This is a genomic window from Natrialba taiwanensis DSM 12281 (genome assembly GCF_000337595.1).
Lineage (GTDB): Archaea > Halobacteriota > Halobacteria > Halobacteriales > Natrialbaceae > Natrialba > Natrialba taiwanensis.
Genome location: NZ_AOIL01000032.1, coordinates 98,704 through 124,789, shown reverse-complemented (window position 1 = coordinate 124,789; position 26,086 = coordinate 98,704). Strand labels below are relative to the sequence as shown.

General features: G+C 61.4%; 26 protein-coding genes. 12 read left to right on the top strand and 14 right to left on the bottom strand.

All coding sequences use genetic code 11. The annotated features are described in order from the left end of the window. Positions 1-347 (top strand): transposase (locus C484_RS09550; RefSeq protein ID WP_006825728.1); only part of this gene is annotated, 347 nt, incomplete at its 5' end. 138 nt (positions 348-485) lie between these two features. Here C484_RS09550 and C484_RS09545 read toward each other — a convergent pair. Genes C484_RS09545 through C484_RS09525 form a run of 5 tightly spaced genes read right to left on the bottom strand, consistent with a single transcriptional unit; the run spans position 486 to position 5,670 of the window. Further along, complete coding sequence (locus C484_RS09545; protein WP_006825727.1) at positions 486-1,271, bottom strand: inositol monophosphatase family protein; 786 nt, start codon at positions 1,269-1,271, stop codon at positions 486-488. A 59-nt stretch (positions 1,272-1,330) separates the two neighbouring features. Continuing rightward, positions 1,331-2,512, bottom strand: coding sequence for an ABC transporter ATP-binding protein (locus C484_RS09540; RefSeq protein WP_006825726.1), 1,182 nt, complete (start codon positions 2,510-2,512; stop codon positions 1,331-1,333). A gap of 11 nt (positions 2,513-2,523) precedes the next feature. Then, the gene (locus C484_RS09535; RefSeq protein WP_006825725.1) at positions 2,524-3,357 is read right to left on the bottom strand and encodes a carbohydrate ABC transporter permease; all 834 of its coding nucleotides are present in this window, start codon (positions 3,355-3,357) and stop codon (positions 2,524-2,526) included. Next, the gene (locus tag C484_RS09530; RefSeq protein WP_006825724.1) at positions 3,354-4,283 is read right to left on the bottom strand and encodes a carbohydrate ABC transporter permease; all 930 of its coding nucleotides are present in this window, start codon (positions 4,281-4,283) and stop codon (positions 3,354-3,356) included. Before C484_RS09530 ends, C484_RS09535 begins: the two co-directional genes overlap by 4 nt. A gap of 1 nt (position 4,284) precedes the next feature. After that, entirely contained in the window at positions 4,285-5,670 is a 1,386-nt protein-coding gene (locus tag C484_RS09525) for an ABC transporter substrate-binding protein (RefSeq protein ID WP_006825723.1), read from the bottom strand. Between the two features lie 170 nt (positions 5,671-5,840). Here C484_RS09525 and C484_RS09520 point away from each other — a divergent pair, with 170 nt between their 5' ends. Both C484_RS09520 and C484_RS09515 read left to right on the top strand, forming a co-directional pair. Then, entirely contained in the window at positions 5,841-6,806 is a 966-nt protein-coding gene (locus tag C484_RS09520) for a D-2-hydroxyacid dehydrogenase (RefSeq protein WP_006825722.1), read from the top strand. Between the two features lie 118 nt (positions 6,807-6,924). Then, positions 6,925-7,707 (top strand): IclR family transcriptional regulator, encoded by a 783-nt coding sequence (locus tag C484_RS09515; RefSeq protein WP_006825721.1) that lies wholly within the window; start codon positions 6,925-6,927, stop codon positions 7,705-7,707. A gap of 930 nt (positions 7,708-8,637) precedes the next feature. On the opposite strand, the gene C484_RS09510 is transcribed toward C484_RS09515, so the two are convergent. The 8 genes from C484_RS09510 to C484_RS09480 form a co-directional block, all read right to left on the bottom strand. Continuing rightward, positions 8,638-10,143 (bottom strand): glycosyl hydrolase family 28-related protein, encoded by a 1,506-nt coding sequence (locus C484_RS09510; RefSeq protein WP_006825720.1) that lies wholly within the window; start codon positions 10,141-10,143, stop codon positions 8,638-8,640. A 1-nt stretch (position 10,144) separates the two neighbouring features. Further along, entirely contained in the window at positions 10,145-10,306 is a 162-nt protein-coding gene (locus tag C484_RS23400; protein ID WP_160164231.1) for a hypothetical protein, read from the bottom strand. Between the two features lie 184 nt (positions 10,307-10,490). Continuing rightward, entirely contained in the window at positions 10,491-11,765 is a 1,275-nt protein-coding gene (locus tag C484_RS09505; RefSeq protein WP_006825719.1) for a M24 family metallopeptidase, read from the bottom strand. A gap of 626 nt (positions 11,766-12,391) precedes the next feature. Next, positions 12,392-13,090, bottom strand: coding sequence for an ABC transporter ATP-binding protein (locus C484_RS09500; protein WP_006825718.1), 699 nt, complete (start codon positions 13,088-13,090; stop codon positions 12,392-12,394). Beyond that, on the bottom strand, positions 13,090-13,869 hold the full coding sequence (locus C484_RS09495) for an ABC transporter ATP-binding protein (protein ID WP_006825717.1): 780 nt from the start codon (positions 13,867-13,869) through the stop codon (positions 13,090-13,092). The genes C484_RS09500 and C484_RS09495 overlap by 1 nt, the downstream gene beginning before the upstream one ends. Then, positions 13,869-14,963, bottom strand: coding sequence for an ABC transporter permease subunit (locus tag C484_RS09490; RefSeq protein WP_006825716.1), 1,095 nt, complete (start codon positions 14,961-14,963; stop codon positions 13,869-13,871). The genes C484_RS09495 and C484_RS09490 overlap by 1 nt, the downstream gene beginning before the upstream one ends. After that, on the bottom strand, positions 14,960-15,850 hold the full coding sequence (gene urtB, locus C484_RS09485) for an urea ABC transporter, permease protein UrtB (RefSeq protein WP_006825715.1): 891 nt from the start codon (positions 15,848-15,850) through the stop codon (positions 14,960-14,962). The genes C484_RS09490 and urtB overlap by 4 nt, the downstream gene beginning before the upstream one ends. A gap of 1 nt (position 15,851) precedes the next feature. Continuing rightward, entirely contained in the window at positions 15,852-17,117 is a 1,266-nt protein-coding gene (locus tag C484_RS09480) for an urea ABC transporter substrate-binding protein (protein WP_006825714.1), read from the bottom strand. 543 nt (positions 17,118-17,660) lie between these two features. Here C484_RS09480 and C484_RS09475 point away from each other — a divergent pair. The 7 genes from C484_RS09475 (at position 17,661) to C484_RS09445 (ending at position 23,439) form a co-directional block, all read left to right on the top strand. Beyond that, positions 17,661-18,050 carry an urease subunit beta gene (locus tag C484_RS09475; protein ID WP_006825713.1) on the top strand — a complete coding sequence of 130 codons (390 nt, stop codon included), beginning with the start codon at positions 17,661-17,663 and terminating at the stop codon, positions 18,048-18,050. Continuing rightward, positions 18,047-19,753, top strand: coding sequence for an urease subunit alpha (gene ureC / locus C484_RS09470; protein WP_006825712.1), 1,707 nt, complete (start codon positions 18,047-18,049; stop codon positions 19,751-19,753). Before C484_RS09475 ends, ureC begins: the two co-directional genes overlap by 4 nt. A 174-nt stretch (positions 19,754-19,927) precedes the next feature. Next, complete coding sequence (locus C484_RS09465; protein ID WP_006825711.1) at positions 19,928-20,362, top strand: urease subunit gamma; 435 nt, start codon at positions 19,928-19,930, stop codon at positions 20,360-20,362. Further along, entirely contained in the window at positions 20,362-20,982 is a 621-nt protein-coding gene (ureG, locus tag C484_RS09460) for an urease accessory protein UreG (RefSeq protein WP_006107204.1), read from the top strand. Before C484_RS09465 ends, ureG begins: the two co-directional genes overlap by 1 nt. A 17-nt stretch (positions 20,983-20,999) precedes the next feature. Then, positions 21,000-21,968, top strand: a complete 969-nt coding sequence (locus C484_RS09455; RefSeq protein ID WP_006825710.1) for an urease accessory protein UreD — start codon at positions 21,000-21,002, stop codon at positions 21,966-21,968. After that, positions 21,968-22,672, top strand: coding sequence for an urease accessory protein UreE (gene ureE / locus C484_RS09450; RefSeq protein ID WP_006825709.1), 705 nt, complete (start codon positions 21,968-21,970; stop codon positions 22,670-22,672). The genes C484_RS09455 and ureE overlap by 1 nt, the downstream gene beginning before the upstream one ends. A gap of 5 nt (positions 22,673-22,677) precedes the next feature. Further along, positions 22,678-23,439, top strand: a complete 762-nt coding sequence (locus C484_RS09445) for an urease accessory protein UreF (protein WP_006825708.1) — start codon at positions 22,678-22,680, stop codon at positions 23,437-23,439. Here the strand turns inward: C484_RS09445 and C484_RS09440 are convergent. After that, on the bottom strand, positions 23,429-23,878 hold the full coding sequence (locus C484_RS09440; protein WP_006825707.1) for a DoxX family protein: 450 nt from the start codon (positions 23,876-23,878) through the stop codon (positions 23,429-23,431). The genes C484_RS09445 and C484_RS09440 overlap by 11 nt on opposite strands. A gap of 138 nt (positions 23,879-24,016) precedes the next feature. Between C484_RS09440 and pdhA the strand changes: the two genes are divergently transcribed. Together pdhA and C484_RS09430 are read left to right on the top strand one after the other, a co-directional pair. Continuing rightward, complete coding sequence (gene pdhA, locus C484_RS09435; protein ID WP_006825706.1) at positions 24,017-25,096, top strand: pyruvate dehydrogenase (acetyl-transferring) E1 component subunit alpha; 1,080 nt, start codon at positions 24,017-24,019, stop codon at positions 25,094-25,096. Next, a complete protein-coding gene (locus C484_RS09430) occupies positions 25,089-26,057 on the top strand; it encodes an alpha-ketoacid dehydrogenase subunit beta (RefSeq protein ID WP_006825705.1) in 969 nt (322 codons plus the stop codon). The genes pdhA and C484_RS09430 overlap by 8 nt, the downstream gene beginning before the upstream one ends. The last annotated feature ends 29 nt before the right edge of the window (positions 26,058-26,086 follow it).

Here is a 26,086-nt window from a genome sequence, read left to right as displayed (position 1 = left end):
AGGACGGTGATCGCTTTTTCTCTCGGTTCGAAGAGTACGTGACCGCCGAACATGCGAAACATTTCATTCTCGCGTTATGCAACGAGTTCAAGGATAATTTGATCGTCGTGTTGGATGGAGCGCCGTATTACCAGGCGTCGGCCGTCACGGACCTGGCGGCCCGTGACGACCTCGCCTTCGTCACGTTACTAGCGTATTCACCGGAACTTAATCCAGTCGAAGAGTGCTGGAGACAGTTGCAATCAGCTCTTAGCAACCGATTCTTCGACTCACTTTCTGAGCTAACAACAGCGATCGATACCGCTCTTGATCAACTCTCCATTCCCAAAATGAGTAGGTATTTCTAACTCCTACTATAGAACTGCGCGGCAGCGATCCGCACGTGGTGGTATCGGTACTGAAATATCCGATAGCGGTCCGGTGAGACGATAAATGCGCGACACCGGCTCGACGAGCGCTGAACTCTCAAGCGACCCTTCGTTCGCTTACGCTACCGCAGCCCGCACGCGTTCGACGATTTCGGCGTGGACGCTCCCGTTCGATGCCACGAGACCCTCGCAACCTGGCTTCCACGGGTTTCCCTCGAGATCGGTTACCACTCCACCGGCTCGTTCGACCAGCGCGATACCGGCAATCGTGTCCCACGGGTTCGGCTCTGGTTGAGGCGACACGGCTGCATCGAGTGTGCCGCGGGCAACCATCGCAAGCGTCACTTGAGCGCAGCCGAATCGACGCAGATCGCCGAACTCGAGTATCGACTCCCGAAGGAGGGTACCGAACTGCCGGTCGCGTTCGGATCCGTATCGAAGGATCGGCGCGACAACGAACCGCTCGAGATCCGCTTGATCGCTGACGGAGATGGGCTCGTCGTTCAGCGTTGCATCGGTGGAATCCGCCACGAACGTCTCGCCGAGCGCCGGGGCGACGGTCACCGCCGCGACGGTTTCGTGGTCGCGGACGGCGGCAACCGTCGTCGTCCACAGCGGAACGCCGCGGACGAAGTTCGTCGTCCCATCAATTGGATCGATTACCCAGGCGTTGCCGTCCTCGGGAACGGACTTCAGTTCGTCCTCTTCCTCACCGACGATCGTCGCATCCGGGTACGCGTCGCGAACGACCTCGATAACGCGATGTTGCGTCTCAGTGTCCGCTTCGGTAACGAAGTCCATCTTCGAGTTCTTGGTCGCGATGTCCAAGTCGGTGCGAAAGCGCTCGTGTGCGATCTCGGACCCCGCAATCGCCGCTTCGTACGCTGTATCAGATCGTGACATTGTTGGTAGGTCGATAGTCGTGAGGCAGTGTCCTAAACGTTGGTGACTCCACGGGAAGGTTAGACGATTCGCGTCCCGTCCTCCTCGAACAACCACGCCTCCTCAGTCTGGATGTCGACGTGAACTCGATCGGTATCCCTCGCGATTTCGCCCTGTGGCGTGACCGCCGACAGATCGGTACTGCCGGCCGACAGGTGGACGGCATCCCGATCGCCGAGCGGTTCGACGACGTCGAGGTCGGCGACGAACGCGCCGCGGTCGGTCTCGAGATCCAGGTACTCCGGACGAATTCCGTAGATAACCGTTTCGCCGACGAGCGACTCGAGGTGTTCGGCTTGCGTCTCCGTGGCCGGAATCGTGTAGAAGTCGGACGCGAGCGCGATTCCATCGGCCGTCCGTTCGACGGTGCATTCGACGAGATTGGGGGACGGAGAACCGATGAATCCGGCGACGAAGCGGTTCGCTGGTTCGTTGTAAATCTCGTAGGGCGTGCCGATCTGCTGTACGTATCCGTTGTTCATTACGACGATCTTGTCTCCCAGCGTCATCGCCTCCTCCTGGTCGTGGGTCACGAAGATCATCGCCGTGTGCAACTCCCGCTGAATCTTCTTGACCTCGACGCGCATGTGGTCGCGAAGGTTCGCATCCAGTGCCGAGAACGGCTCGTCGAGCAGGAACGCCGCAGGCTCCATCACCATCGCACGTCCGAGCGAGACGCGTTGCTGTTGGCCGCCCGACAGCGCTGAGGGCTTCCGGTCGAGGGCTTCGGAAAGCCCGAGCGTCTCCGCGACATCCTCGACGCGGCGTCGCTTCTCCTCGCTCGAGAGGTCGGTGTTCATGTCCAGTCCGAAGCGGATGTTCTTTCGGACGCTCATGTGCGGGAACAGCGCGATACTCTGGAAGACGAACGCGAGGTTTCGATCTTTGGATTTTAACCCAGTAATATCCTCGCCGTCGACGGTGATTGACCCCCGGTCCGGCTCCTCGAGCCCGGCGATACACCGGAGCGTCGTCGTCTTGCCGCAGCCGGAGGGACCGACGAGCACGACGAACTCGCCCTCGTCGATTTCGATGTTCACGTCGTCACAGGCGACGACCGATCCCTCGTTGAACGTCTTTCGAACGCCGTCGAGACGAATCCGGTTGCCCGAGACGCTCGCGTCGACGGCGTTCTGGTTACCACTCGATGCTCCTGATTGCTTCGGTTCGGTATCCGAACTGGTGTCTTCTGTCTGTTTCATGGGTTCTCGACTCATACGCTGAACGCACTTTCCAGGTAGTTGCGCGCGACCAGGTAGATGATCGTCGGTGGAGTACCGATGATGAGCGTTTCGGCCATCAGCTTCCCCCAGTAGACGCGTTCACCCGACCCGCCGCCGATGGTACCGTACAGTACAGGCACGGCTGGAACCGGCCCCGTGCCGGTGGTCAAGAGATTGGCGAAGAGGAAATCGTTCCATCCCGTGAGAAACGCGAGGAACCCGACGGCGACGATCCCGGGTGCCGCCAGCGGCAGAATAACGCGAACGAATGCGGTGAACTGCGTACATCCGTACACCTGTGCGGCCTCCTCGATGTCCGTCGGGAGGTTTTCGAAGAAATCCCGGAGAATCCAGATGGAAAACGGGGTGACGAACACCTGGTACGCCAGAATCATTCCGAAGATTGTGTTGTACACTCCCAATGCAGTCCAGAGGTCCATGATCGGAATGACCAGGAGAATGTAGGGGAACATCATCGCCGAGATGATCGCGTAGAACCCGGCTGTTTTCCCGTAGAACTCCTTCCGGGCGAACGCGTAGGCACCGGGGATCGTGATGGCCAGCGCCAGCAACGCGGTGCCCGCACCGATCAGGAAGCTGTTGACGAGATTGCCCCGTAGTTCCTCGAACCCGCTCGTCCACGCTTCTAGCGTCGGCTCGTACGGCACGAGGTGCGGATCGGTAAAGAACTCGCTCGGCGGCATGAACGACACCGAGAGGATGAACAGAAACGGAACGAGGTTCGCGAGCACGAGAAACGCGACGACGCCGTATGCAGTCGCTTTCAGCGTCACGCCGGTCGCGTCGTAGCCGGTCGTGCTCATGCTCCCGCCCCCTCACTCGCGCGCTCGAACTCGCGAATGAACACGAAGACGAAGCCGAGGGTCATCACGAGCAAGACGATCCCAATAGCGTACGAGACGCCCATCTGCCCTCGCTCGTAGGCGAACTGGTACAGTAACACCGCCAGGATGGACGTATCGTATCCCGGCCCGCCGTTCGTAAGCTGGAGCACCTGCGAAATCTTCGTCATGTTCCAGATGATTCGGATACTCAGTGCGACCAGGATGGCGCTTTTCAGCTGGGGGAGCGTCACGCGAAGGAACGTCTGGATCGGCCCTGCACCGTACATACGGGCACTCTCGTACAGCTCCTCCGGGATGCTCTCGAGGCTGGCCGAGATGATGAGAAACATGAACGGCCAGAAGGTCCAGGTCGTCACGAACATCACGACCGCGAGCGACATGGGACCGCTGCTCCCCCAGTAGATCGTCTCCCCGAGAACGTTCAACTCGGTGAGATAGCCGAAGACGGGCCCGAAGTCCGGTTCGAGCAGATACGCCCAGATGGTCCCGATGACCAGCGGCGGCATCGTGTAGGAGAGCAGAAACGCCGCACTGACGAAGCTCTTCCCGCGGCGAAGTTCCCGCACGGCGAGCGCCGCTGCGAGTGCGACACCCAGCTGGAACACCGTCGTCAGCGAGAAGATCGCGGTCGCCTTCAGGGACGTGTAGAACGGTTCCCAGTTCAGCAAGAACTCGTAATTCGCTGCCCCGATCCACGTCGGGTCGCCGCCGAAGGGCCACTCGTTGAAGCTCATGTAGATACCCTGCAGGAAGGGAAGCCACATGAGCACGATCAGGAACAGCAACACCGGCATGATCAACAGATAGGTGAACCAGTTCTCTCTGAGAACCGATCGGTAGCGTTCGGTTCTCCCATCGATGTCGAAGAGACGTCGTGTCGACATTTCAGAGATCCACCTGGTTACGTATTTCTTCGGCAGCTCGAGTGCAAGCCTCTTCGGCGCTGATCTTCCCACGGATAGCCTCTTGGAACCGCGGACCGGCGATATTGTACTGGATTGCGTTCATCTTGGGGTGGCTCGACCAGCCGTGTTCCATTCCCTCGACGGTCGTCTCGAGCGTCGAGATGTAATTACTCCGGGAGAGCGCCTCGTCGTCTTCGAGATCCGGCCACACGTCCCTTCGAACCGGGAGCGTCGCCAGTGACTTCGGCACCGCCGCCTGAAAGTCCGCCGAGAGCAGTTTGTTGATCCACTGGATCGCCATCTCCTCGCGCTCTTGCCAGGCGTCTTCCGAGACGCCGTCGGGCTTTCGCATGAGCGCGACACACTGTGTGAAGAAGTCGCCACGATTGCCCGCATCGCCCTCCCAGGACGGACCGAATACGATGGTTCCGTCTCTGATCATCTCCTCCGCGCGGCTCATGAACTGCCCGAAACCCTTCGTGCTCCCCTGGTACATACTCACCTCTCCCTGAATCAGCATCTGGGCGGCACCCTCGTTCGATGCCGTCGCCGCCTTCTCGGAGGAGAGTCCGTGTTCCCGGTAGAGGTCGACATACTGTTCGGTCGCCTCCTTCCAGATGTCATTATCGTAGTTGACATCCGACCACTCTTCGTCGAGGTACATCCCGTCGTATCCGCCCTTGGAGGCGGTCCACGTCACGAGCGCCTCGTCGGTAACGTCTCCGTGCTCGCCGTAGATCTGGAACCCGTACTCGCCCGGCCCCTCCTCCTGAAGTTGCGTCGCCACCTGGACGAGGTGCTCGTAATTCTCGGGGGGAAAATCGTCCTCGATCGAGAGACCGGCCGCTTCGAAGTGATCCGCCCGGGCGATGAACGGTGCCCCGACCTCGAGACCGATCGGAATTTCGTACAACTCCTCGTCGAATCCGCGATAGCAACTCCGGGCCATCTCCAGCGCCCACTCGACGTTCTCGAGTGCCTCGTCGTCGAGCCTGTCCCTGTACTCGCTGACGGGCTTGACCCAGCCGGGTTCGATGAACTGCCCGGTGAGCGAGTTCGTCGAGTCGTAGAGAAGCGGCCGATTGCCGTTCTGGATGTTGTTCTTCCACTTGCCGCCGTTGATGTCGTCCCAGGTCGACCAGTTCATCTCGAGTTGCGCATCCTGCTCGCGCTGGAACTCCTCGACGGACGTTTCCATCAACTCCGCGGCGACTTCCGATTGCGAGTGGAAGTACTCCCAGTACTCGTTGGTATTTCCCGCGCCAGTCGATCTGTCGACGATATCGCTGAGGCAGCCGGCTGAGCCTGCAGCCCCGACGCTACCAGCAGTTACGACAAACTGGCGTCTCGGCATCTGGCTTGCCATACAGGCACATGCAGTATCGACTCCAATAAACATTTGGATTAGATCATAATCAATTATAGCGGACCGATCGCTCACAGCACGTGCCGATTGGCCAGAATTAATAACCCCACCGCAAGTTTGGTAGGACGCTGTCGCGGGGTACACTCGATCTCCCGGCGGCGGAGTCTACTATGAGCAACGATACACCGGACGTTCTCGTCCTACGCTCCGACACGCACGGACTGCCAGCGCGCGAGTACGCCGACCTGCTCGACGAACAACTCCCGGATCACGACGTGCTGCTCGCCCGGACGCCGGCCGAAGAGCGCGAATACATCGAACACGCCACCGTCGTCTCCGGCGTCGACATCGACGAGTCGCTGCTAGAGCGGGCGGAAAATCTCGAACTGTTCGCGGGTATCGCCGCGGGCTACAACCATCTGCCGCTCGATACCCTGCGCGAGATGGACGTCGCCGTCACCAACGCCTCCGGGATCCACGCGCCGAATATCGCGGAGCAGGTCGTCGGATACGTACTGACCTTCTCGCGGCGGCTACAGGAGGGGCGACGGCGGCAGAATCGCCACGAATGGCGCCACTATCAGGGCCACGAACTGATGGGAAGTACGGTCACCGTCGTCGGGCTCGGCGCGATCGGGACGGCCGTCGTCGAACGACTCTCCGGATTCGACGTTGAAACGATCGGCATTCGATACACGCCCGAGAAGGGCGGCCCGACGGACGAAGTCGTCGGATTCGACCGAGAGGCCGTACACGACGCGCTGGCGCGAACCGAATACCTGATCGTCGCCGCGCCGCTGACGGAGACGACGCGCGGATTGCTCGCAAGCGCCGAGTTCGAGACGCTACCGCCGGACGCGAAGCTGATCAATGTCGGTCGCGGAAAGATCGTCGACACCGACGCGCTCGTGTCCGCGATTCGGACGAATCAGATCGACGGGGCCGCACTCGACGTGACCGACCCCGAGCCGCTGCCCGCGGATCACCCGCTGTGGGACTTCGAGAACGTCATCATCACCCCGCACAACGCCGGCCACAGTCCGAAACACTGGGATCGGCTAGCCGATATCGTCGCCGGAAACGTAACGGAACTGTCCGAAACCGGCGACACGGAGACCCTCACGAATCTCGTCTGAGCGACACCGCGAGCCGACGATTGACGGCAAAGGCGAGGTCCCGATTCGAATGCCCAAAACACCGTCGCGCTCCTCGTCGAGAGGCATCGTTAAAGGCGTGCGAGTCGATGACGGAGATATGTTCGACAACGCATCCGAATCGACGGCGAACAACACGCTCGGATCGGTCGAGAAAGCCTTCACCATCCTCGAACAACTCAGACGATCGGGGACGATCGGAGTCTCCGAGCTGGCGACGGCACTCGAGATCCCCAAAAGCACGATTCACATCTACCTACAGACGCTACGGAAGCAGGGCTTCGTCGTCCAGGACGACGGCGAGTACGCGTTGAGCTACCGGTTTCTGGAGTACGGCGGCGAGCACAGGAATCGATCGCGGCTGTACGAAGTCGCGCGGCCGGAAGTAGACAAACTCGCGTCCGAAACCGGCGAGGTGGCAAACCTCGGTATCGAAGAGAACGGCCTTCGAGTGCTCCTCTACAAGTCGGAGGGGCCGGAGGCGATCCACGACAACGCCCCGATCGGAGAGTACGCGCACATGCACTGGACGGCCCTCGGAAAGGCGATGTTGGCCCACTACCCGACGAGCCGCGTCGAGTCGATCATCGACACCCACGGGTTGCCGCGTGCGAACGAGCACACCATCACGGACGCCGACGAACTCGTTACAGAACTCGAGGACATCCGCGAACGCGGCTACTCCGTGGAGGATCAGGATCGAAGACACGGCGTGCTCACGATCGCCGCCCCGATCGTAGATCGGCAATCGGATGAGGTCATCAGTTCGGTATCGGTATCTGGACCGAAGAATCACCTGGACGACCACGATCGGTTCGACGAACTCGTCGCGGCGGTCAAGAAGGCGGCGAACGTGATCGAACTTCGCTACTCGCACTACTGAACTCGGGTTCCCCGCTATCTGACATCCGTGATCGGATTTCCTGTTCAACGATGCTGAACGCTTACCAAGCCAATTCTGCGCTCGTAGATATCAACTGGATCTTTTTACACTCGTACAGTTGTAATCCCCCTGTCTGTACTGTCAGTATCCTCGGTGCGAGTCGCGTGTAACCGCGCGATCGTGCCGAGGAATAATTGTTATCGACCCACCATGGTCCGAATTATTACTACTATACATCTGCCGTTCAAGATGGTTGTGTTCCACCTGTTGTTCAGCACTCCCATCTCAAGGTGCAGTCCTCGTCAACCACAGGGAACGTCCCTAACCGTTCGGAACACGCCTGATTCAGAACCACGCAACTGGTGACCGGGCTACGGTTCTCCATTACGAACTCATTCCTAATCGAGCGGCCTCAAATTGGATGTAACACCCATCAATTAGTAGTACAAATAAGCAGTAGGTTGGCGTCTCGAGAATTGACTAGTAATGATTTTGCTAAGAAAGATGCCAATCTATATTGCTCAAAATTTGCAATACAATAGACAAGTAGTTTCTAACAGGATACGGTTCAAACGGAACGTCTCAGACCCGGCCGCTGTGTTTCCACATCAATCAACCAAGAGAGGATAGTAAGATATCGTATTCCTCCCGTGTTACGGCTGTTTAACGGCGCTCTTTCGATTGAGATCGGCTATTTTTGACTTATCTACCGGAACTCGATCGGAAAATGAGTTCATACATTCAAGATGTGAGCTGACCGCTACCACAACTCGTGGGCGGATAGTTGGTCGAGTGCTAGATATAATCTTGTACTATTTACACTCTACTATAACACGTAACGATCTCACAAATCATACAATAGATGATCACCAGCAGAAGTGCTAAAAAGATAGATAGGTGAAATTTGGGCTGGTTACAGGGTTCAGATACTCACGAGGTGGCCCATTCCCGAAGTTCCCCAGCCGCATCGACCTCGACCCGCCGTCCCACGTCGTCGAACGTGACACCGCCGTAGGAAACACTGCTTCCATCCCCAGCATAGACGGCAGTACTGCCACAATTCGCTGCGCGAGCGGTTGTGAGGGTGACATCGACGTTTTCCCGGAACCGGAACGCCTGGTCGTCCGCGCCGGTTGCAGTCACGGTGCTCATCTTCAGGTCGTCCATGTCGTCGAAAATGATCGCGTTCGTGAACGGACCGTCGACGGTGAGGTTCGATATCGCGGCTCCGTCAAACCCACTTGCGTACAGCCCAGATCCGCCAGCTACCTCATCATCATCAGTTCTGATCGTAGTGTTACTGATCGTCAGGTCGCGCCGTCCGCTCTTGCTGTGACCCAGCGTGATTCCTCTTGCATTGTCGATACAGGAAACGTCGTCGATGGTCAGGTTCTCGACTTCCTCGCCGGGATCGGCTCTGATCGCCGTGTACTGACACCCCGTGAGATAGCCGTCTGTGATCGTAATCGATTCGTTTACCCCCCGATGCAGGTGAATCCCGTACTCGGGGCTATTTTTCGGGTCGATCTCGAAGTTCGTGAGCGTACAATTTCTGGACGGCGTATCGTCATCTTCGACGAGTTCATCGTCGCTACCGGTCCAGACGCTATTCCAGCCGGTTCCCGACTGTTGGCTGTCGAACTGCACCGGCGCGTTCGAGTCGCCCTCGCCGCCGCGGGTCGCCCAGTAGCCGTCTACGACGACGTTTTTCGAGGAGACGATATCGATGTGGTGATAGTAGATCGCGTCGCCGTAGATATTCTCCACTCTGACGTTTGCCGCGTGAGCGGGCATGATCCCGGTCGACTCCGGGGCGTCGATGCGAACGTTGCAAACGCCCCAGTTCGACGCACCGTTGTAGCCAGTTGCATCGTAGCCCTGGTTAGAGAGAAGCGCTCGACCCTCGGTACCGTCGGGACGCGGTCCCTCGAAGACGGTCGAGCGACCCGCACCGAGGAGGATCGTATCGTCGCCGATCAGTGGCGTCCGCTCGAAGAGATATCGACCGGGCGGGAAGTACACGATCCCGCCGCCGGCCCGGGCGACCGTCTCGAGGAGTTCGTGGACGGCCTGTCCGACGTCGGTGGTTCCGTCCCCCTCGATCCCGTGTGCCTCGACGTTCCACACGGGGGTTTCCTCGGTCCGGGCGTGAACGACGGTCGCCGCCTCGAAGTGACTCGTTCCCGGAACTGGCTGTTCCGAACACCCCTGGCCGCTGAAATAGACCCAGTCATCGCTCGCGGCGTCCCAGCGCCAGGTGATCCCCTGGTCGGTCGCGTGGAAGAGTTCGTCGTCGTACTCGCCCGTCGCCGGGCGGTCGGCGATCGGACCGCGCACGATCGCCTGCTCGTCGACCGCCTCGACCGTATCGGTGTGATCCCACGATTCCCCCGCTTCGTACGTCCCGAGTCCGAGACGCGGCGTTTGCTCCCCCATATTATGTAGTGCCGTACCCCTGTCCGTACGCCGTTCCGTATCCGGACCGACTGGCGCTTTCGGCAGACTCCGATACGTCGCCGCTCGAACATCCCGCGAGCGCACCGTATCCCCCGGAAACGGCGATAAGGACGGTCCGCCGCCCGATTCCAGAATTACTCACAAATCCGAATTTGTCCGGTAATACATAAGAATGATCATCTGATGGGTTCAGCGACCGGGTGGAAACTGCAATACAAGGTCGTGGATCGAGAGACGCGTTCCGAACGCGAGAGGATGGCCGCTCGTCTGCAACTCGATGGAACCCACCAGTCAGCGCCGCTACAAAGAGCCGTTCGCCGGCCCCGTCAGTGATCGATCACCGTAATCTCCTCGACGGGCCACTGGCTCAGGATTTCGACGCCGTTCTCACGGACGACAACCATTTCCTCGACCCGAACACCCTGTCTGTCGGCCGGTTGCATCGTCTCGACAGCCATCGTCATCCCTTCCTCGATCTCGATCGGATGGTCGGGCGAGAGACCACGCCAGATCAACGGCACCTCGTAGAGCTGTAATCCGAGGCCGTGCGCCCAGTGATTCGTCGTCATCTGCCAGAACTCGTCGGCGTCGTACCAATCCATGTGTTCGCCCTCCTCGTCCGGGAATCCCTGGCAGATCTCGTCGGTCGTTGCCCCGGGTTCGATGCGCTCGAGCACATCGTAGAGATCGTTCCGCGCTTTCTCGTAGGCCTCCTGCTGGGCCTGCGTCGGCTCGCCCATCGAGAAGGTCCGATAGTAACACGACCGGTAGCCGAGGTAGCCGATGTTGTAGAAGTCGGCATAGACGAGGTCACCGGGGCGGATCATCCGGTCGGTGGTGTTCGCCTGATGTTTGGGCCACGTGTTCGGCCCTGACGTGACGTAGCCGCCGCCGACGAACGCGCCGTGACGCCAGAGTTCACGAACGGCTTCGCCCCAGACCTCCGTCTCGCGCATCCCCGGCTTCGCAGTGTCCGTAATCGTCTGAAAGCCCGCCTCACAGATCGCGGCGACCATCCGCAAACACTCGATCTCGTCGTCGGTCTTGGTTTTCCGAGCGTCTTCCATCACCGCCTGCGCAGTGGAGACATCGACGGAGACACCGCGGTCCTCGAACGCCGAAACCAGGCTTCCGTTGCCGATATCGATCCCGAGCGTCTCGTCGGCGACGCCGTAGTCGTCCATCGCCTCGGAGACGGTCTCGGCCATTTTCGAGCGCAAGAACTCGCGGGCGGAGGCGCTCCCGGAGGCTCGCGGCACGTTCCCGAGGCCCGGGCAGGCATAGCGGATGTCATGGAGCCAGGGACAGTTGAATCGCTGGTTACTCGCGTGATCCGCGGTGTCCCAGTGGACGATATCGCCGTTCTCGGTCAGCAGCGTGTAATGGTCCGCGCCACTGCCGCCGGTCATCGCGAGCCCCGTGACGTACCGAATGTTCGGGTCCGAGACGAGCAACATCGCGCCGAGTTCAGTGTCCTGCAATCGATCGAGCGCCTTCGCTTTGCGTTCCTCGCGGAGCCGCCGGGTATCGATGCGTTGTTCCCAGTCGACGGCTTGCGTGCCGCGGGTACCCTCCATAAACTGCCGGTCGTAGAACGTCATGAATAAGTACCGTATTCTTCTTGAGCGATATAAATCCTGACGCTACTGACGGAGACGCGATACCGAGGGTAGCGCTGAAACGGCGGCGAGAGATCTCCAGGGGGTAAACCGAGTCACGGCGAGGCGCGGACGACAAGGTGTTGGGGTTCACACCGGGTTTCCGGTGAAATACCGCCGATTTCCCGGCGGCGAAAGCCGCTGAACGCGCTGTTCGAGCGAACGCTCTTCGAACTGTTGTCGTAACCGTCGCTAATCACGCACGATATCGGACGAGTATTGTATTTTTATTGGAGACAGGGTAAATATGGCCGTCATCAAGTCATTAAGGGCCATCATCCGACAGTATATATCTGGATGATCGATACAGTACTGCATACCGGTTCACAACACCCGAATCTCGTCTGGGTACTCCTTCCGAGTCTCCTCTCGTTCGCCGCGGGCCTCGGTATCGGAGCGGCCTCCGGACGATTGCGCAACGTTTTCGACCACAATCGGACCGCATCGAACGACTGACCGCAGAATCGACTTCGAGCAGCCGTCATGAACACGATTCGCGGTTGCAATACCGAACGTGAGCGAATCGGTGCTTCCACGTCGGCGTGGAGGGCAGACAATCGCTGCGCCTGCTAGACCGCCAGATACTCCGTGACGGCTTCACGCGATTCGAGACGATCGGAACCGAGTTCATCGACGATCGTACCCTTGTCGATGGCGTAACAGCGTTCGGCGAGATGTTGGACGACGTGGAGGTTTTGTTCGACGAAGATGATCGTCGTCTCGAGTTCTTCGTTGACCCGCTGCAGATCGCGAGTGATGTCCTGAACGATCGATGGTTGAACGCCTTCGGACGGTTCGTCGAGGACCAGCAGTTTGGGGTTCCCGATCAGTGCGCGGCCGATCGCGAGCAGTTGCTGTTGGCCGCCGCTCAGCGTCCCCGCAGTCTGGGACTGTCGCTCCTCGAGAATCGGGAAGAAGTCGTAGACGGCCTCATACTGGAGACGATCGTCGGCAGCGTGTATCGTCTCACCCATTCTGAGATTCTCCTCGACGGTCAGTTCGGGAAAGACGTCTCTTCCTTGTGGAATGTACCCCATCCCGCGGCGAGCACGGACAGCCGCACCGGTCGACGTCACATCGTCGCCGTCGAACGTAATCGTTCCCGCATCGACTTCGAGCAGTCCCATGACGGCTTTGATGAGCGTCGTCTTGCCGACGCCATTCTTGCCCATGATGCCGATGATCTCGCCAGGATCGACGGTAATATCGATATCGTGGAGGATCGGAGTCGTGCCGTACGAAACGTGTACGTCGGTGAGGTCGAGCATTACGTCTCCTCCCCCAGATAGATCCGCCGGACTGCCGGATCGGTTTTGACCTCTTCGATCGTCCCTTCGGTGAAGATACTGCCCTGATCGAGCACGGTAACGCGATCCGCGATCGTCTCGACGAAGTCGATATCGTGTTCGATGACGATGAACGCGACCCCCTCCTGGGCTCGAATCGTTCGTAACAGCTCTGCAACCTCGGCCGTTTCCTCGACCGAGAGCCCGGCAACCGGCTCATCGAGCAACATGAGGGTCGGCTCGAGAGCCATCGCCATAGCGATCTCGAGGCGCTGTTGCTGGCCGTGCGAGAGGGTCGCCGGCGTCTCGTCGATCTCGGCCAGCAGATCGAACTGCGCCAGAAGTTCGCGAGTTCGCGTTTCGAACTCGGCGGCATCGACGATGCGCTGGAGTGGAATCCGCAGGTTCTGGCGGGCGGTCAGGTCCTCGTAGAGAGTCGGAACCTGGAACTTCATGCTGATGCCGCGATCGACGCGTTCGTGAGAGGGAAGCGATGTGATGTCGATCCCGTCATAGTAGATCGATCCCGCGGTCGGTTCGAGTTGGCCGGTAATCAGGTTGAGAACGGTGCTCTTGCCGGCCCCGTTCGGGCCGATCAGACAGCGCAATTCGCCTTCCTCGACGGCGAAATCGACCGTGTCGGTCGCGGTGAGGCCGCCGAACTCCTTGTGGAGGTCGCGAGTCTGGAGGATTCGCGAGGATCGCTCGCCCGTCTCGTCGACGGCCCGGGTGGTCTTGACGGTCGGATCGCTCGCAGCCATTAGTCCGTCACCTCCTCAGTTGTCGCAGGCGTCGTCGTTGGCTCGGACGACGATTGCCGGTCGAGGACGAAGGTCCGAAGCCGCGGTGCGATCCCCTCCGGCATGACGAGGATGACAAATACCAGCAGTGAACCGACGATGACGAGCGCCCACTCGCCACTGAGTTGGAGTTCGATCCACTGGAGGACGATTGCTGCGGCGATCGTGCCGGCGATCGAGTCGCGACCGCCGATACTGGCCCAGATGACCGGCATCGAGGCAGCTGTAATCGCGAACTGTTGTGGATTGATGTAGTTCCCCCAGGTTACGTACAGGACACCGCTGAGTCCGGCAAGTGCTCCGCCGAGCGTAAACGTCACGAGCTTGATGAACGTCGTGTTGTACCCGAACATCTCGGTTCGGGTTTCGTCCTCGAGTGTCGCGACCATCGCGTATCCGAACCGACCGTTGACGAGAACGCGCAGGCCGAGATAGACGCCGATTAACGCGGCGAGTGCGACGTAGTAGTGCATCGCTCTGCTGACTTCGATTCCGATATCGCCGACTCCGATGGCCAGGTTCGGAATGTTGCGCATCCCGTTGAACCCGCCGAGTTCGGCCTCGCCGACGGCCCACTCGCCGCCGGCCGTCTGGTCCATGAACGTTTTCAACACGAGAGCGACGACGAGCGTGATAATCGTCACGTAGACGTCGCGAACGCCGCCGTAAAACATGAAGTAGCCCAGTGCGGCCGCAAACAGCGTGGCGACGGCGATGCCGGCGACGATCCCGAGCGTGACGCCCGTGTACGAGGAGACGTTGAGTCCGACGATACCGAAGGTGTACCCGCTGACGCCGAAGAACGCTACCTGGCCGAAGCTGAGAATTCCGCAGAACCCCCAGACGAAACACAGACTCACGCCCAAGAGTGCATACACGAGAAACACCGCCCGCTCCCCGGCTGCATACGTACCGAACAGAACCGGATACAGCGCTAGCGAGACGACGCCAACGCCGAAGGTCAGCCAGAAGCCGTTCGAGTTCCCGAGCGTATTCGGTCCCTCGAACGGGGATCGAACGCGCTCGAGCAGCGACGAGTTCGGCTCCGAACTCATTCTGACTCCCTCCATGAGGTGCGAACGGACTCGACGAGTCCGCTAAATCCGTCGGGTAACAACCGAATCATGACGATTGCGGCGACGAGCATCGCAACGGTGCCGATGAACTGCGTCCACTGAAAGGTGAAAAACGCCTCGATCAGGCCGAGAAACCCGCCGGCAAGCGGCGTACCGACCAGTACGGAGGGCCCGCCGACGACGACCGCGACGAACGCATCGACCAGGAACTCCGAGCCGAACTCCGGTGTCGGACTCGCTCTCGCCGGGGCGTACAGCGCCCCCGTCAGCCCGGCCAGCGCAGAGCCGATCGCAAACGTCGACATGTACATCCGATCGGTATCGACGCCCATGCTCCGTGCCGTTTCTTCGTCCTGAATCGTCGCTCGTGCGCGAATTCCGAACGCCGTTCGCGTGAATAGGAGATAGAGCCCGAGCAGCGTTGCGATCGCAGCCCCCGCTAACAGCACGCGGTAGAGCGAGTACGAATAGGAACCGTAACTGATCGCGCCGAACGGCGTCGAGACCTGATCGATCGAGTTCCCGAACAGTATCCGGGTCAGTTGCACTAATACGAGGCTAATCCCGAATGTGGCAACCATCGAGTCGAGCAACCGGCCGTAGAGACGGCGAATAATCGTTCGCTCGAGAACGATCCCGAAGATCGTCGTCGCCACGACCCCGACGAGCATCGCGGCCGGGAGCGGGAGCCCCTGATGGGCGGACAACGTCGTCGCGTACGCACCCACGAGGATGAACTCACCGTGAGCGAGATTGATGATGCCCATCATCCCGAAAATGACGGCCAACCCGACGGTCGCCAGAACGATAAACGCGAAACTCTCGAGGAACTGGAACGTGACGTTCAGTAGTTCGTAGCCGTTCATACTAGATCTCGTCGTAGAACTCGTCCGGTTCGTACTGGGTCTGTTCCGGGTCATCGGGCAGATTACAGCCCACCTCGTGGAGGAACGACGGTTCGATGTACTGTTCGTCACTGAACGTAACCTCGTGCTCCCCGTCGGCGCGACCGATCCGCATATGATGAGTCATGTGATGTGTTTCGGGATCGAGTTCAACATCGCCTTCCGGCGCTTCGACTTCGATGCCGTCCTCGAGTTCGGCGATGACGGCCTCCTGGTCGAAGGTGCCAGCTGCCTCGACGGCCTCGGCCCACATGTGGATCGAGAAGTAGTTGTTCTGCGCTTCCTGGTTGAGGTAGTCGGCGTCGGGGAATTGCTCGTAGAAGGCGTCGACGAACGCCGCGTTGCGGTCGGTCTCGAGTTCCTCCATGTAATTGACGCCGACGTACATATCCTCGAGTGCCGGCGGGTCGAGCCGTCGATGTTCGTACCCCTGGGCCATCGTCGTCGACGAGGCCATCGGAACGTCCAGTTCGTTGTCGGCACGCTGTTCGTAGAAATTGGCGTGACCGTCGCCGACGAGCATCGAGGCGATGAAGTCGGGGTCCTCGCCCTGGATTGCGTTGATCGTCGACCCGAAATCCGTCTCGCCGAGCGGGATGAACTCTTCGCCGACGACCTCGGCGTCGTGTTCGTCGGCGAGCAGTCGGACCCAGTCGCCCGAGATCTGTCCGAAGTTGTAGTCGGCGGCGATGGTGTAGATTCGGGGGCCGTACTCCTCGATCATGTACGGGATCACCGCGCCGAGTTGCTGGCGAGCGGTGGCACCCATCGCGAAGGTGGTCCGATCACAGACGCCGCCCTCGTACTGGGTGGTATAGAAGTACAGTTGCTCTTCCTCGTTGATGATCGGGCGGATCGCTTCGCGGGTCGCGCTCGAGTAGCCCGCCCAGAGCGCGTCGACGCCCTCGCGATTGAGGGCTTCACGTGTGAGTTCCTGATAGCGCTGGTTATCCGACTGCGGATCGGGATCGTACACGTCGAGTTCTTCGCCGAGGACACCACCGTCTGCGTTGAGTTCTTCGACGGCGAGAAGCGACGCCTGCCACTTGGCCGTCCCGTTGAGCGCGAACTCGCCCGAGCGGTCCTCGAGAACGCCGATCATCGGCCCGTCGGAGCCGCCCGAGCCGTTGAGAATCCCACCCTCGGAAAGGCAGCCGCCGATCGCGGCCAGTCCGCTGGCGACACCGCCAGCGAGTGCTGAGCGCCGGGAGATCGAGCGCCGAGTCACTCGCGGTCACCCCTGCCGGTTCCGCCACCCAATAGTTGTACAGCAGGGAACGCTACCACGGAAACTGGCAATGAACGTCCAAACATCGTCTACACGCTGCGAATCCCGGCCTAATATAAAAGGATTCCCTACAGATACTACAAATTCTATCCTGCATCAGAGGGGTGACTAACCAGACAGTGTCTCATTTCCCCTCCTAGTATAATCGGTGAATGTCTACTATACCGTCTAATAGATAACGATAGGCATATTCTCGATCAGGTCGCGTTGCGCGCTCACGGTGTGGCTCGAAAAGGGCACGCTATCACGGTAGTCGCTAGTAGACCGTGTTGTGAAAGCGAAGTGAGAGCCGTGGATCGACACGCGGTTGTCCGACGCCGGAGCGACGGTCCCTATTATTCATCCAAATCAACGGTTTACTGCGCAAGTATTGTCGATCACAGGAATACTTACGTTGATTGTCCCGATACTACGCGCTATAATGGTCGATACTAAACGACGGCTCGTCATCCGGTGGGAACACGGGACCGGAGTGATCAGCGAATGACCGCGTTCGTCCCGGGCGAGATACTTCCGGCCGACGAGCCGGTACTGATAAACGACGGGCGGCCGACGGCGACCGTTACGGTCGAAAATACCGGCGACCGACCCGTCCAGGTCGGCTCGCACTTTCACTTCTTCGAGGTCAACCCAGGTCTCGCGTTCGACCGCGAGACCGCCTACGGAATGCGACTCGACATCCCGGCGGGTACGGCCATCAGATTCGAACCGGGCTGCGAACGCGACGTCGACCTCGTCGACATCGGCGGTGGTCGAATCGTCCGCGGCATGGGCGGCCTGGTCGACGGTGAACTCGACGACGAGGACGTGAAAGCAACGGCGCTCGAGCGCGCCCGAAAACGGGGATATCTGTCCGTGAAGGATACACCATGAGTCGAGAACTCCCGCGGGCGGAGTACACGGAACTGTTCGGACCGACCGAAGGCGATCGAGTTCGGCTTGGCGATACGAACCTGTTGGCGGAGATCGAAACCGATCACGCCGTCCCCGGCGAGGAGGCGGTCTTCGGCGGCGGGAAGACGATGCGCGACGGGATGGGGATGCAATCGGGTACGACGCAAGCCGAGGGGGCCCTCGACTGGGCGTTTACGAACGTCGTGATCATCGATCCCGTACTGGGCGTTCGAAAGGGCGACATCGGCGTCCGAAACGGGGAAATCGCCGGCGTCGGGAAGGCCGGCAACCCCGATACGATGGACGGCGTCGACATGGTGATCGGTCCGAGCACGGACACGATCCCGGCGGACGGGTTGATTGCGACGCCGGGGGCACTCGACATCCACGTTCACTTCAACAGCCCGCAACTGGTCGAGCACGCGCTCGCGTCGGGAATTACGACCATGCTCGGCGGAGGCTTCGGCGGCGGCGCGACGACCTGTACGCCCGGGCCGCAAAACGTGCAGCGGTTTCTGCAGGCCGCCGAGGACTGGCCGGTCAACGTCGGCTTCTACGGAAAAGGGAACAGTAGCGAGCCCGAGGCACTCTTCGAACAGATCGAGGCCGGTGCGGCCGGGCTCAAACTCCACGAGGATTGGGGGTCGACCCCCGCCGCGATTGACACCTGTCTCGAGGTCGCCGACGAGGAAGACGTGCAGGTCTGTATCCACACGGACACGTTAAACGAGTCGGGGTTCGTCGAAGATACCTTCGCAGCGATCGACGGCCGCGCGATTCATACGTTCCACATCGAGGGGGCTGGCGGCGGCCACGCGCCCGACGTGCTCGAATTGATCGGCCACGAGCACATGCTCCCGTCGTCGACGAACCCCTCGATGCCCTACACCGAGAACACGTTCGACGAACACCTGGACATGGTGATGGTCTGTCATCACCTCAATCCCGACGTTCCCGAAGACGTCGCCTTCGCCGAATCGCGCATTCGCGCGGAGACGATCGGCGCGGAGGACGTGCTCCACGACACCGGCGCGATTTCGATGATGACGACGGACTCCCAGGCGATGGGTCGGATGGGCGAACTGATCTGTCGTACCTGGCAGACCGCTCATAAGATGAAGGCACAGCGGGGTGCGCTCGAGGCGGACGAAGGGACCGACGCCGACAACGCTCGCATCAAACGGTACGTCGCCAAGTACACGATCAATCCCGCGATTACCGCGGGGATCAACGACTACGTCGGCTCGCTCGAACCGGGCAAACTGGCGGACATTACCCTGTGGGATCCGGCCTTCTTCGGCATCAAACCCGAGACCGTGATCAAGGGCGGCTTCCCGGTCTGGTCCCAGATGGGCGAAGCCAACGGCTCGTTGATGACCTGCGAACCCGTCGTGGGCCGCGAACGCGCCGGCGCACAGGGGCGAGCGAAACACGGCCTCTCACTCACCTTCGTGAGCGAGGCTGCATACGAGAACGACGTCGGCGACACGTATGATCTCAAAACGCCGGTCCGGCCCGTTAGCGGTACACGTTCCGTCGAGAAATCGGACATGCTTCACAACGACCGCTGCCCCGACGACATCGACATCGACGCCCAGACCTTCGAAGTAGCGGTCGACGGCGAACACGTCACCTGCGACCCCGCCGAGGAAATTCCCCTCGCACAGCGGTACCTTCTCTGAATCAATGATTGCCACCCACACACTGACACCGACGATTACACCGGCACCGACGACGATCACGACCGCATCGACGACGCAACCAGTCCCCGCGACACGACCGGAACCCGCAACACGATCGGAGCCCGCGACTCGACGAGTTCAGTCGCCGACCCAGGCGGAGGTGCGTCGTCGCCGATGAACCTCTCGCCGAAGGAGATGGAGCGTCTGACGGTCTTCATGGCTGCCGAACTCGCCCGGCGGCGCAAGGACCGCGGCGTGAAGCTCAACCATCCGGAGTCGGTCGCCTACATTTCGGACTGGGCCTGCGAGGCCGCCCGCGACGGCAAGTCCGTCTCACAGATTCGCACTGAGGCGGCCCGACTGCTCACACGCGAGGACGTCATGGACGGCGTTCCCGAGCTGATCGATATGATTCAGGTCGAACCGGTCTTCCCGGACGGCACCAAGCTCGTCACCGTTCACGATCCGATTCGGGCCGATAGTCCGGAGCAACTCGAGATGGACAGTCCGCGACCGGGCGAAAAACGGGAGCCAGCCGATGAGCGCAGTGCAAGTGACCGAGAGACGCCAGAAACCGGTGGCACTGACACGCCACGGGAGGTACGCTGATGGGCTACCGCGATGTCGCAAAAGTCGGACTCGGTGGCCCCGTCGGCTCGGGTAAAACTGCGATGGTTCGCCGGCTCGTCCCTGAACTCGTCGAGCGCGACTACGAGGTCGGCGTCATCGCCAACGACATCATGACCCAGGAGGACGCCGACGTGTTCCGGGAGTCCTTCGACGGACTGATCCCGGACGAACTCGTCGAGGGCGTCGAAACCGGCGCCTGCCCGCACACGGGTATCCGCGAGGACCCGTCGATGAACCTCGCGACGATCGACGAGTTCACCGAGCGCCATCCGGAGTTGGACGTGGTGCTGATCGAGAGCGGCGGCGACAACCTGGCTGCGACCTTCAATCCGGAACTGGCCGATTACTTCCTGTTCGTTATCTCGGTTGCAGAGGGAGAGGACATTCCGCGAAAGCGTGGACCGGGCGTCACGCAGGCCGATCTGCTGGTCGTCAATAAGACGGATCTTGCGCCCCACGTCGATGCCGATCTGGACGTGATCGACGAGGACGCCGCAGCGGTCCGGGGTGAGGACCCGTTCGTCTTCACGAACTGCAAGGACGGGGAGGGGGTCGATGCGGTGCTCGAGCACGTCGAGCGGGAGGTGTTGTTCGCGTGAGCGTAGGCGGGTCGAGCGTGGGGACGGTCGACTCGGCGCGGCTCCCCCCGGCGTTCGAGGACTATGCCGACGAATCCCTCGCGCAGGCACCCGCCGGCGGGCCGGGAAAGAACGGCCTGCTCGAGGCGACGGTCGCCCGCGCTGGCGACGGGCCGACGCGGCTAATTCGGGACCGCGTGACGGTGCCGTATCATCTGACCGGCACCCTCGACACCGATCCGGCACCGGGGCTCACAACGCTGGTCGCGCAGGAGCCAACCGGCGGCGTCGCACAGGGGGACCGCCACCGAATGGCTATCGACGCACACCCCGGTGCTCGTGTGCACGTGACGACCCAGAGTGCGACGAAAGTCCACAGCATGGCGGCAAACTACGCCCACCTCGACGCCTCACTCCGAGCGGCGGAGGGAGGTTACCTCGAGTACATCCCGGGACCGACGATTGTCAACGAAGACGCCCGCTGTCTCCAGACGGTGACGATCGATCTCGCCGACGAGGCGGTGGTCGTCGTTGCGGACGTGCTCGTTCCGGACGGCTTAACCGATCACGAACCGTTCGGCTTCGATCACTACCACGCGCGCGTCGAGGCCGAATACGACGGCCGCCTAGTCTGCGCTGACGCCGTCGATCTTCGGCCGGCCGAGCGCGACCCGCGGGATCCGGCCAGTATCGGCGAGTTCAGCGTCGTCGGGTCGCTGTACGTTTTCGCGCCGAGCGAAGACGGGACTGCGACCGAGCAGGCCGCCGAAACGGTTGCCGATACGCATCAGCCGGCCCTCGAACCGCTCGTCGACGCCCTTCACGAACGGATTGGAGACGACGAGCGCGTTCGGGCCGGCGTGTCGCGGCTGCCAGCGGACGCCGGCGCAATTGTTCGCCTCCTCGGCCACCGGGAAGCGGACGTCACCGAACTCCTCCGCGAGGCGTGGGACGAAATCAGACACCGGACACTCGGCGTCGGCGCACCCGCCGACCGGCGATACTGATGGAGCGCATCGACACCATCGTCGGCAACGTCCACGCCGACGACGAACTCGCGGCGCTTCGTGCAACCCACGAGGAGAACGGGACCCTCGAACGGGTCGTCATCGACGCCGAGAATCGCCGTCGATCGCGGTTCCGGGCAACGACTGACGACGGGACCGAACTCGGCGTCATCGTCGACGCTCCGGCAGTGTCGGCTGGAGACGTGCTGCTCATCGAAGACGACCGAATGATCGTCGTCGCGTTCGAGCCCCGCGAGGCGATCGCGATTTCGCTTCCCGAAGCCACTCCGGAGGCGCTACCGACGGCGATCGAACTCGGGCATCGGCTCGGAAACCACCACTGGGATCTTGCCGTCACAGACGGAGTAGTCTACGTCCCGCTGGAGGCGGATCAGCACATCATCGAGCGCGTCATCACCGATGTTGCTTCCGATGCGGACATCCGGAAGACGACGGTCGACGCCGACCTGTTCGTGACGGACCGCGAAGAAGGAAACGACGGTCACGCTCACGGCGGCGAACGCAAGCATGAGCACGAGCATACTCACGATGGAGGCCACCAGCATACGCGCGGGCTTGGCCACACCAGTCACGATCACGAGACCGATCACCAGCACAGTCATACTGGAGACCACCAGCACGGCACCGGGAACGACCACGACCATGACTACGGACACGACACGAGTTCACGACGGGAACACTGACACGAATGACGCCTGATCCCAGTTCGTTTCTGACTGCACTCCGGCTCTCGGACTCGTTTCTTCCGGTCGGCGGGTACACGGCCTCCTACGGGGTAGAGCAGTATCTCAACGAGGATCGGCTCGAAGACGGCGAGGACCTCCAAGCGTTGCTCGCAGCCTACCTCCGGCGCGTGGTCGGACCCTGCGAAACCGTCGCGCTGGCGAACGCCCACGCTGCGGCTGCTGCGGGCGATATCGAGCGGCTGTTCGCGGTCGACGAGCGCCTGCACGCGGTGACGATGCCGCGCGAGTTCCGCGAGAGTTCGACGAAGGCGGGGGCGAAGCTCTGTGAACTCTTCGGGCCGGCGACCGCGACTAGTTCAACTGCAGATGGGCGCGAGGATCCGTCAGCCGAAACGGGGTCGTCGGTCGCCGATGGCGGCGATCTCGTGGCTCCGTTCGCCGACGCAATCGACAGCGACGCGACGCCGGGGCACTATCCGGTCGTCTTCGGCGTTGTCGCCGCGGCCCGCGATCTCTCGCAACTGTCGGCCTGCCTCGCGCACGCGTATTCGTTCGTTACCGGACTGCTCGGGGCGGCACAGCGACTCGGCCGGTTCAGCCACACCGAGATACAGTCGGTGCTCGAATCGCTCGAACCGGTGATTACCGACGTGTGCGAACGCCACGTCGACGAGGACGTAACGGCGATGGCCGCGTTCGCACCGATGGCCGAGATCATGGGTATGCGACACGAACGAGCCGGCAGACGGTTGTTTATGAGCTAACGGAAACCCTGCTCTCGGTCGCGGAGTCGCGATCGAACAGGAGAGCGTCGAGACTGTACCGCCCGCTGCCGTACGCGATGAGGGCGAGAAACGCTGCGATGTAGAGCAAGCCGAGTTCACCGCCGTTCTGGATTGGAACGAGACCCTCGGGGAGATGTTGGAGATACTGAGCGACAGCCATCTGTCCGGCCGTCACGATGGCGACGACTCGAGTGAGGACACCGAGAGCGATGAGCAGGCCGCCGAGCAGTTCGACGACGCCGGCGACACCGTACATGCTGGTTAGCGAGGCAGTAGCGCCGCTGCCGTCGACACCGCCGAACAGTCCGAGCAGTTTCTGTGCGCCGTGCTGGAAAAAGAGGAGTCCGACGAGAACGCGAAAGACGGCGTAGACCGGTTGTTCGTACGCTTCTGGAGGAGGTGTGAGTGAGTCGTTCATATCCGCCGTACCCCGTCCCCACTATTCAATGTCGGGACAGCGGACTGTATTGCCAACAGTGATGGTCCTTGTTGATGGAACGACGAGGCCGTCGTGCACCGGGTGTCGCATTAACTCGCTCGGTGGCGTATCCGGACTATGCCACGCGAGGACATCGCACAGTTTACGATCCGGTCCGTGCAGGTGCTCGCCGAGGACGGGACGGTCGACGAGGACCTGGCCCCGTCGCTCTCCGACGACGAACTGCTCGACTGTTACGAAGCGATGAAACGCGCCCGCCGACTCGACGAGCGCGCGATTTCGTTGCAACGCCGCGGTGAACTCGGGACGTACGCCCCCGCGATCGGCCAGGAAGCGGCGCAGGTTGGCAGCGCGTTCGCGATGGACGAAGACGACTGGATCGTCCCCTCGTTTCGCGAGCAATCGGCGCTCATGGTTCGCGAAACGCCACCGCAGCGGATCCTCGAGTACGCGATGGGAATGGAGGAAGGGGCCGATATTCCGGCCGACGAGCACGCGCTTCCGCCGGCGATTCCCGTCGGAACCCAGCCGCTTCACGCCGCCGGCGTCGGCTGGGGCGAAGCGATCCAGGAGAGCCCGAACGTCGCACTCACGTACTTCGGCGACGGCGCGACCAGCGAGGGAGACGTCTACGAGGCGCTCAACTTCGCCGGCGTGTACGGCGCGCAGACGGTCTTTCTCTGTCAGAACAACCGGTACGCGATCTCGACCAGACTCGAGGATCAGACCGCGGCGGAGACCCTCGCCCAGAAGGCGATCGCAGCGGGTATCGACGGCGTTCGAGTCGACGGCAACGACGTTCTGGGCGTCTATCGCATCGTCTCCGAGGCGATCGAACGGGCGCGAGACGGCGACCCGACCCTCGTCGAGGCGCTGACCTACCGCCGGTCGATGCACACGACTTCCGACGACCCGTCCGTCTACCGCGAGGCTGCCGAGGAGGACGAGTGGGAGGCCCGTGACCCGATCGTGCGCTTTCAGGTGTACTTAGAGAACCGAGGGCTGCTCGACGAGGAAACCAAGGCGACGATCGACGAGCGGGTGGACTCCGAAATCGCCGACGCTATCGACCGGGCGAACGCGGCCCGCGACGAACTCGATCCCGCGGACATGTTCCGGCACGTCTACGCCGAACAACCGCCCGAACTCGAGCGACAGGCCGCGGCGTTCGAGAGGAAGGGTGATAGCGATGGCTGACCGGCTCCGGATGGTCGAGGCAGTTCGCGAAACCCTCCGCGCCGAACTCGAACGCGACGACAGCGTCGTCGTCTACGGCGAGGATGTCGGTCGCGCCGGCGGCGTCTTCCGAGCGACCGAGGGACTGCTGGAAGCGTACCCGGACCGCGTCTTCGACTCGCCCGTCGCGGAGGCGGGCATCGTCGGCGTCGGCGTCGGACTCGCCGCCACGGGACTCCGGCCGGTCGCCGAAATTCAGTTCCAAAGCTTTCTCTATCAGGGGTTTCACCAGCTCGCCCAGCACGTCGCCCGAATCCGAAGCCGAACGCGGGGCACGGTCACCTGTCCGATGACGATCCGGACGCCCTACGGCGGTGGCATTCACGCCCTGGAACTGCACTCCGAGAGCTTCGAGGCCGGATTCGCGCACGTGCCCGGCCTCACGGTCGTCGTGCCCGCCTCGCCGGCCGAAACCGCCGGTTTACTCACCGCCAGCGTTCGCTCCCCCGATCCGGTTCTCTTCCTGGAACCGACGCGACTGTACCGATCGTTCCGCGAGGAAGTACCGGCCGATCACGAACTCCCGCTGGGCGAGGCGCGGATCGTCGACTCCGGCGAGGATCTCACCATCGTCGCCTGGGGATCGATGCTTCGCGAAACGCTCGCAGCCACCGCTGAACTCGACGTCGATATCGAAGTGATCGATCCGCGGACGATCTCTCCGTTGGACACCGAAACGATCGTCGAGTCCGTGCGAAAAACCGGCCGCTGCGTCGTCGTCCACGAAGCCCCGCGAACGTCCGGAATGGCCGGCGAGATCATCTCGCGCATCACCGAGGGCGCGTTTTACTACCTCGAAGCACCGGTCGAACGAATCACCGGCTACGACGTTCCCGTCCCGCTGTTCGCTCGCGAGGACGCGTACCTCCCCGACGCGGATCAGATCGAGGGTGGAATCCGACGGGTGCTCGAGAACGGTTGATCCTCGCGGGTAACCCGGACGCGTGCGGA

Coding starts and splice junctions, on each gene's coding strand:
- C484_RS09545 (WP_006825727.1), bottom strand. CDS start 1,271: ATGTCACGATCTGATACAGCGTACGAAGCGGCGATTGCGGGGTCCGAG.
- C484_RS09540 (WP_006825726.1), bottom strand. CDS start 2,512: ATGAAACAGACAGAAGACACCAGTTCGGATACCGAACCGAAGCAATCA.
- C484_RS09535 (WP_006825725.1), bottom strand. CDS start 3,357: ATGAGCACGACCGGCTACGACGCGACCGGCGTGACGCTGAAAGCGACT.
- C484_RS09530 (WP_006825724.1), bottom strand. CDS start 4,283: ATGTCGACACGACGTCTCTTCGACATCGATGGGAGAACCGAACGCTAC.
- C484_RS09525 (WP_006825723.1), bottom strand. CDS start 5,670: ATGGCAAGCCAGATGCCGAGACGCCAGTTTGTCGTAACTGCTGGTAGC.
- C484_RS09520 (WP_006825722.1), top strand. CDS start 5,841: ATGAGCAACGATACACCGGACGTTCTCGTCCTACGCTCCGACACGCAC.
- C484_RS09515 (WP_006825721.1), top strand. CDS start 6,925: ATGTTCGACAACGCATCCGAATCGACGGCGAACAACACGCTCGGATCG.
- C484_RS09510 (WP_006825720.1), bottom strand. CDS start 10,143: ATGGGGGAGCAAACGCCGCGTCTCGGACTCGGGACGTACGAAGCGGGG.
- C484_RS09505 (WP_006825719.1), bottom strand. CDS start 11,765: ATGACGTTCTACGACCGGCAGTTTATGGAGGGTACCCGCGGCACGCAA.
- C484_RS09500 (WP_006825718.1), bottom strand. CDS start 13,090: ATGCTCGACCTCACCGACGTACACGTTTCGTACGGCACGACTCCGATC.
- C484_RS09495 (WP_006825717.1), bottom strand. CDS start 13,869: ATGGCTGCGAGCGATCCGACCGTCAAGACCACCCGGGCCGTCGACGAG.
- C484_RS09490 (WP_006825716.1), bottom strand. CDS start 14,963: ATGAGTTCGGAGCCGAACTCGTCGCTGCTCGAGCGCGTTCGATCCCCG.
- urtB (WP_006825715.1), bottom strand. CDS start 15,850: ATGAACGGCTACGAACTACTGAACGTCACGTTCCAGTTCCTCGAGAGT.
- C484_RS09475 (WP_006825713.1), top strand. CDS start 17,661: ATGACCGCGTTCGTCCCGGGCGAGATACTTCCGGCCGACGAGCCGGTA.
- ureC (WP_006825712.1), top strand. CDS start 18,047: ATGAGTCGAGAACTCCCGCGGGCGGAGTACACGGAACTGTTCGGACCG.
- C484_RS09465 (WP_006825711.1), top strand. CDS start 19,928: ATGAACCTCTCGCCGAAGGAGATGGAGCGTCTGACGGTCTTCATGGCT.
- ureG (WP_006107204.1), top strand. CDS start 20,362: ATGGGCTACCGCGATGTCGCAAAAGTCGGACTCGGTGGCCCCGTCGGC.
- ureE (WP_006825709.1), top strand. CDS start 21,968: ATGGAGCGCATCGACACCATCGTCGGCAACGTCCACGCCGACGACGAA.
- C484_RS09445 (WP_006825708.1), top strand. CDS start 22,678: ATGACGCCTGATCCCAGTTCGTTTCTGACTGCACTCCGGCTCTCGGAC.
- C484_RS09440 (WP_006825707.1), bottom strand. CDS start 23,878: ATGAACGACTCACTCACACCTCCTCCAGAAGCGTACGAACAACCGGTC.
- pdhA (WP_006825706.1), top strand. CDS start 24,017: ATGCCACGCGAGGACATCGCACAGTTTACGATCCGGTCCGTGCAGGTG.
- C484_RS09430 (WP_006825705.1), top strand. CDS start 25,089: ATGGCTGACCGGCTCCGGATGGTCGAGGCAGTTCGCGAAACCCTCCGC.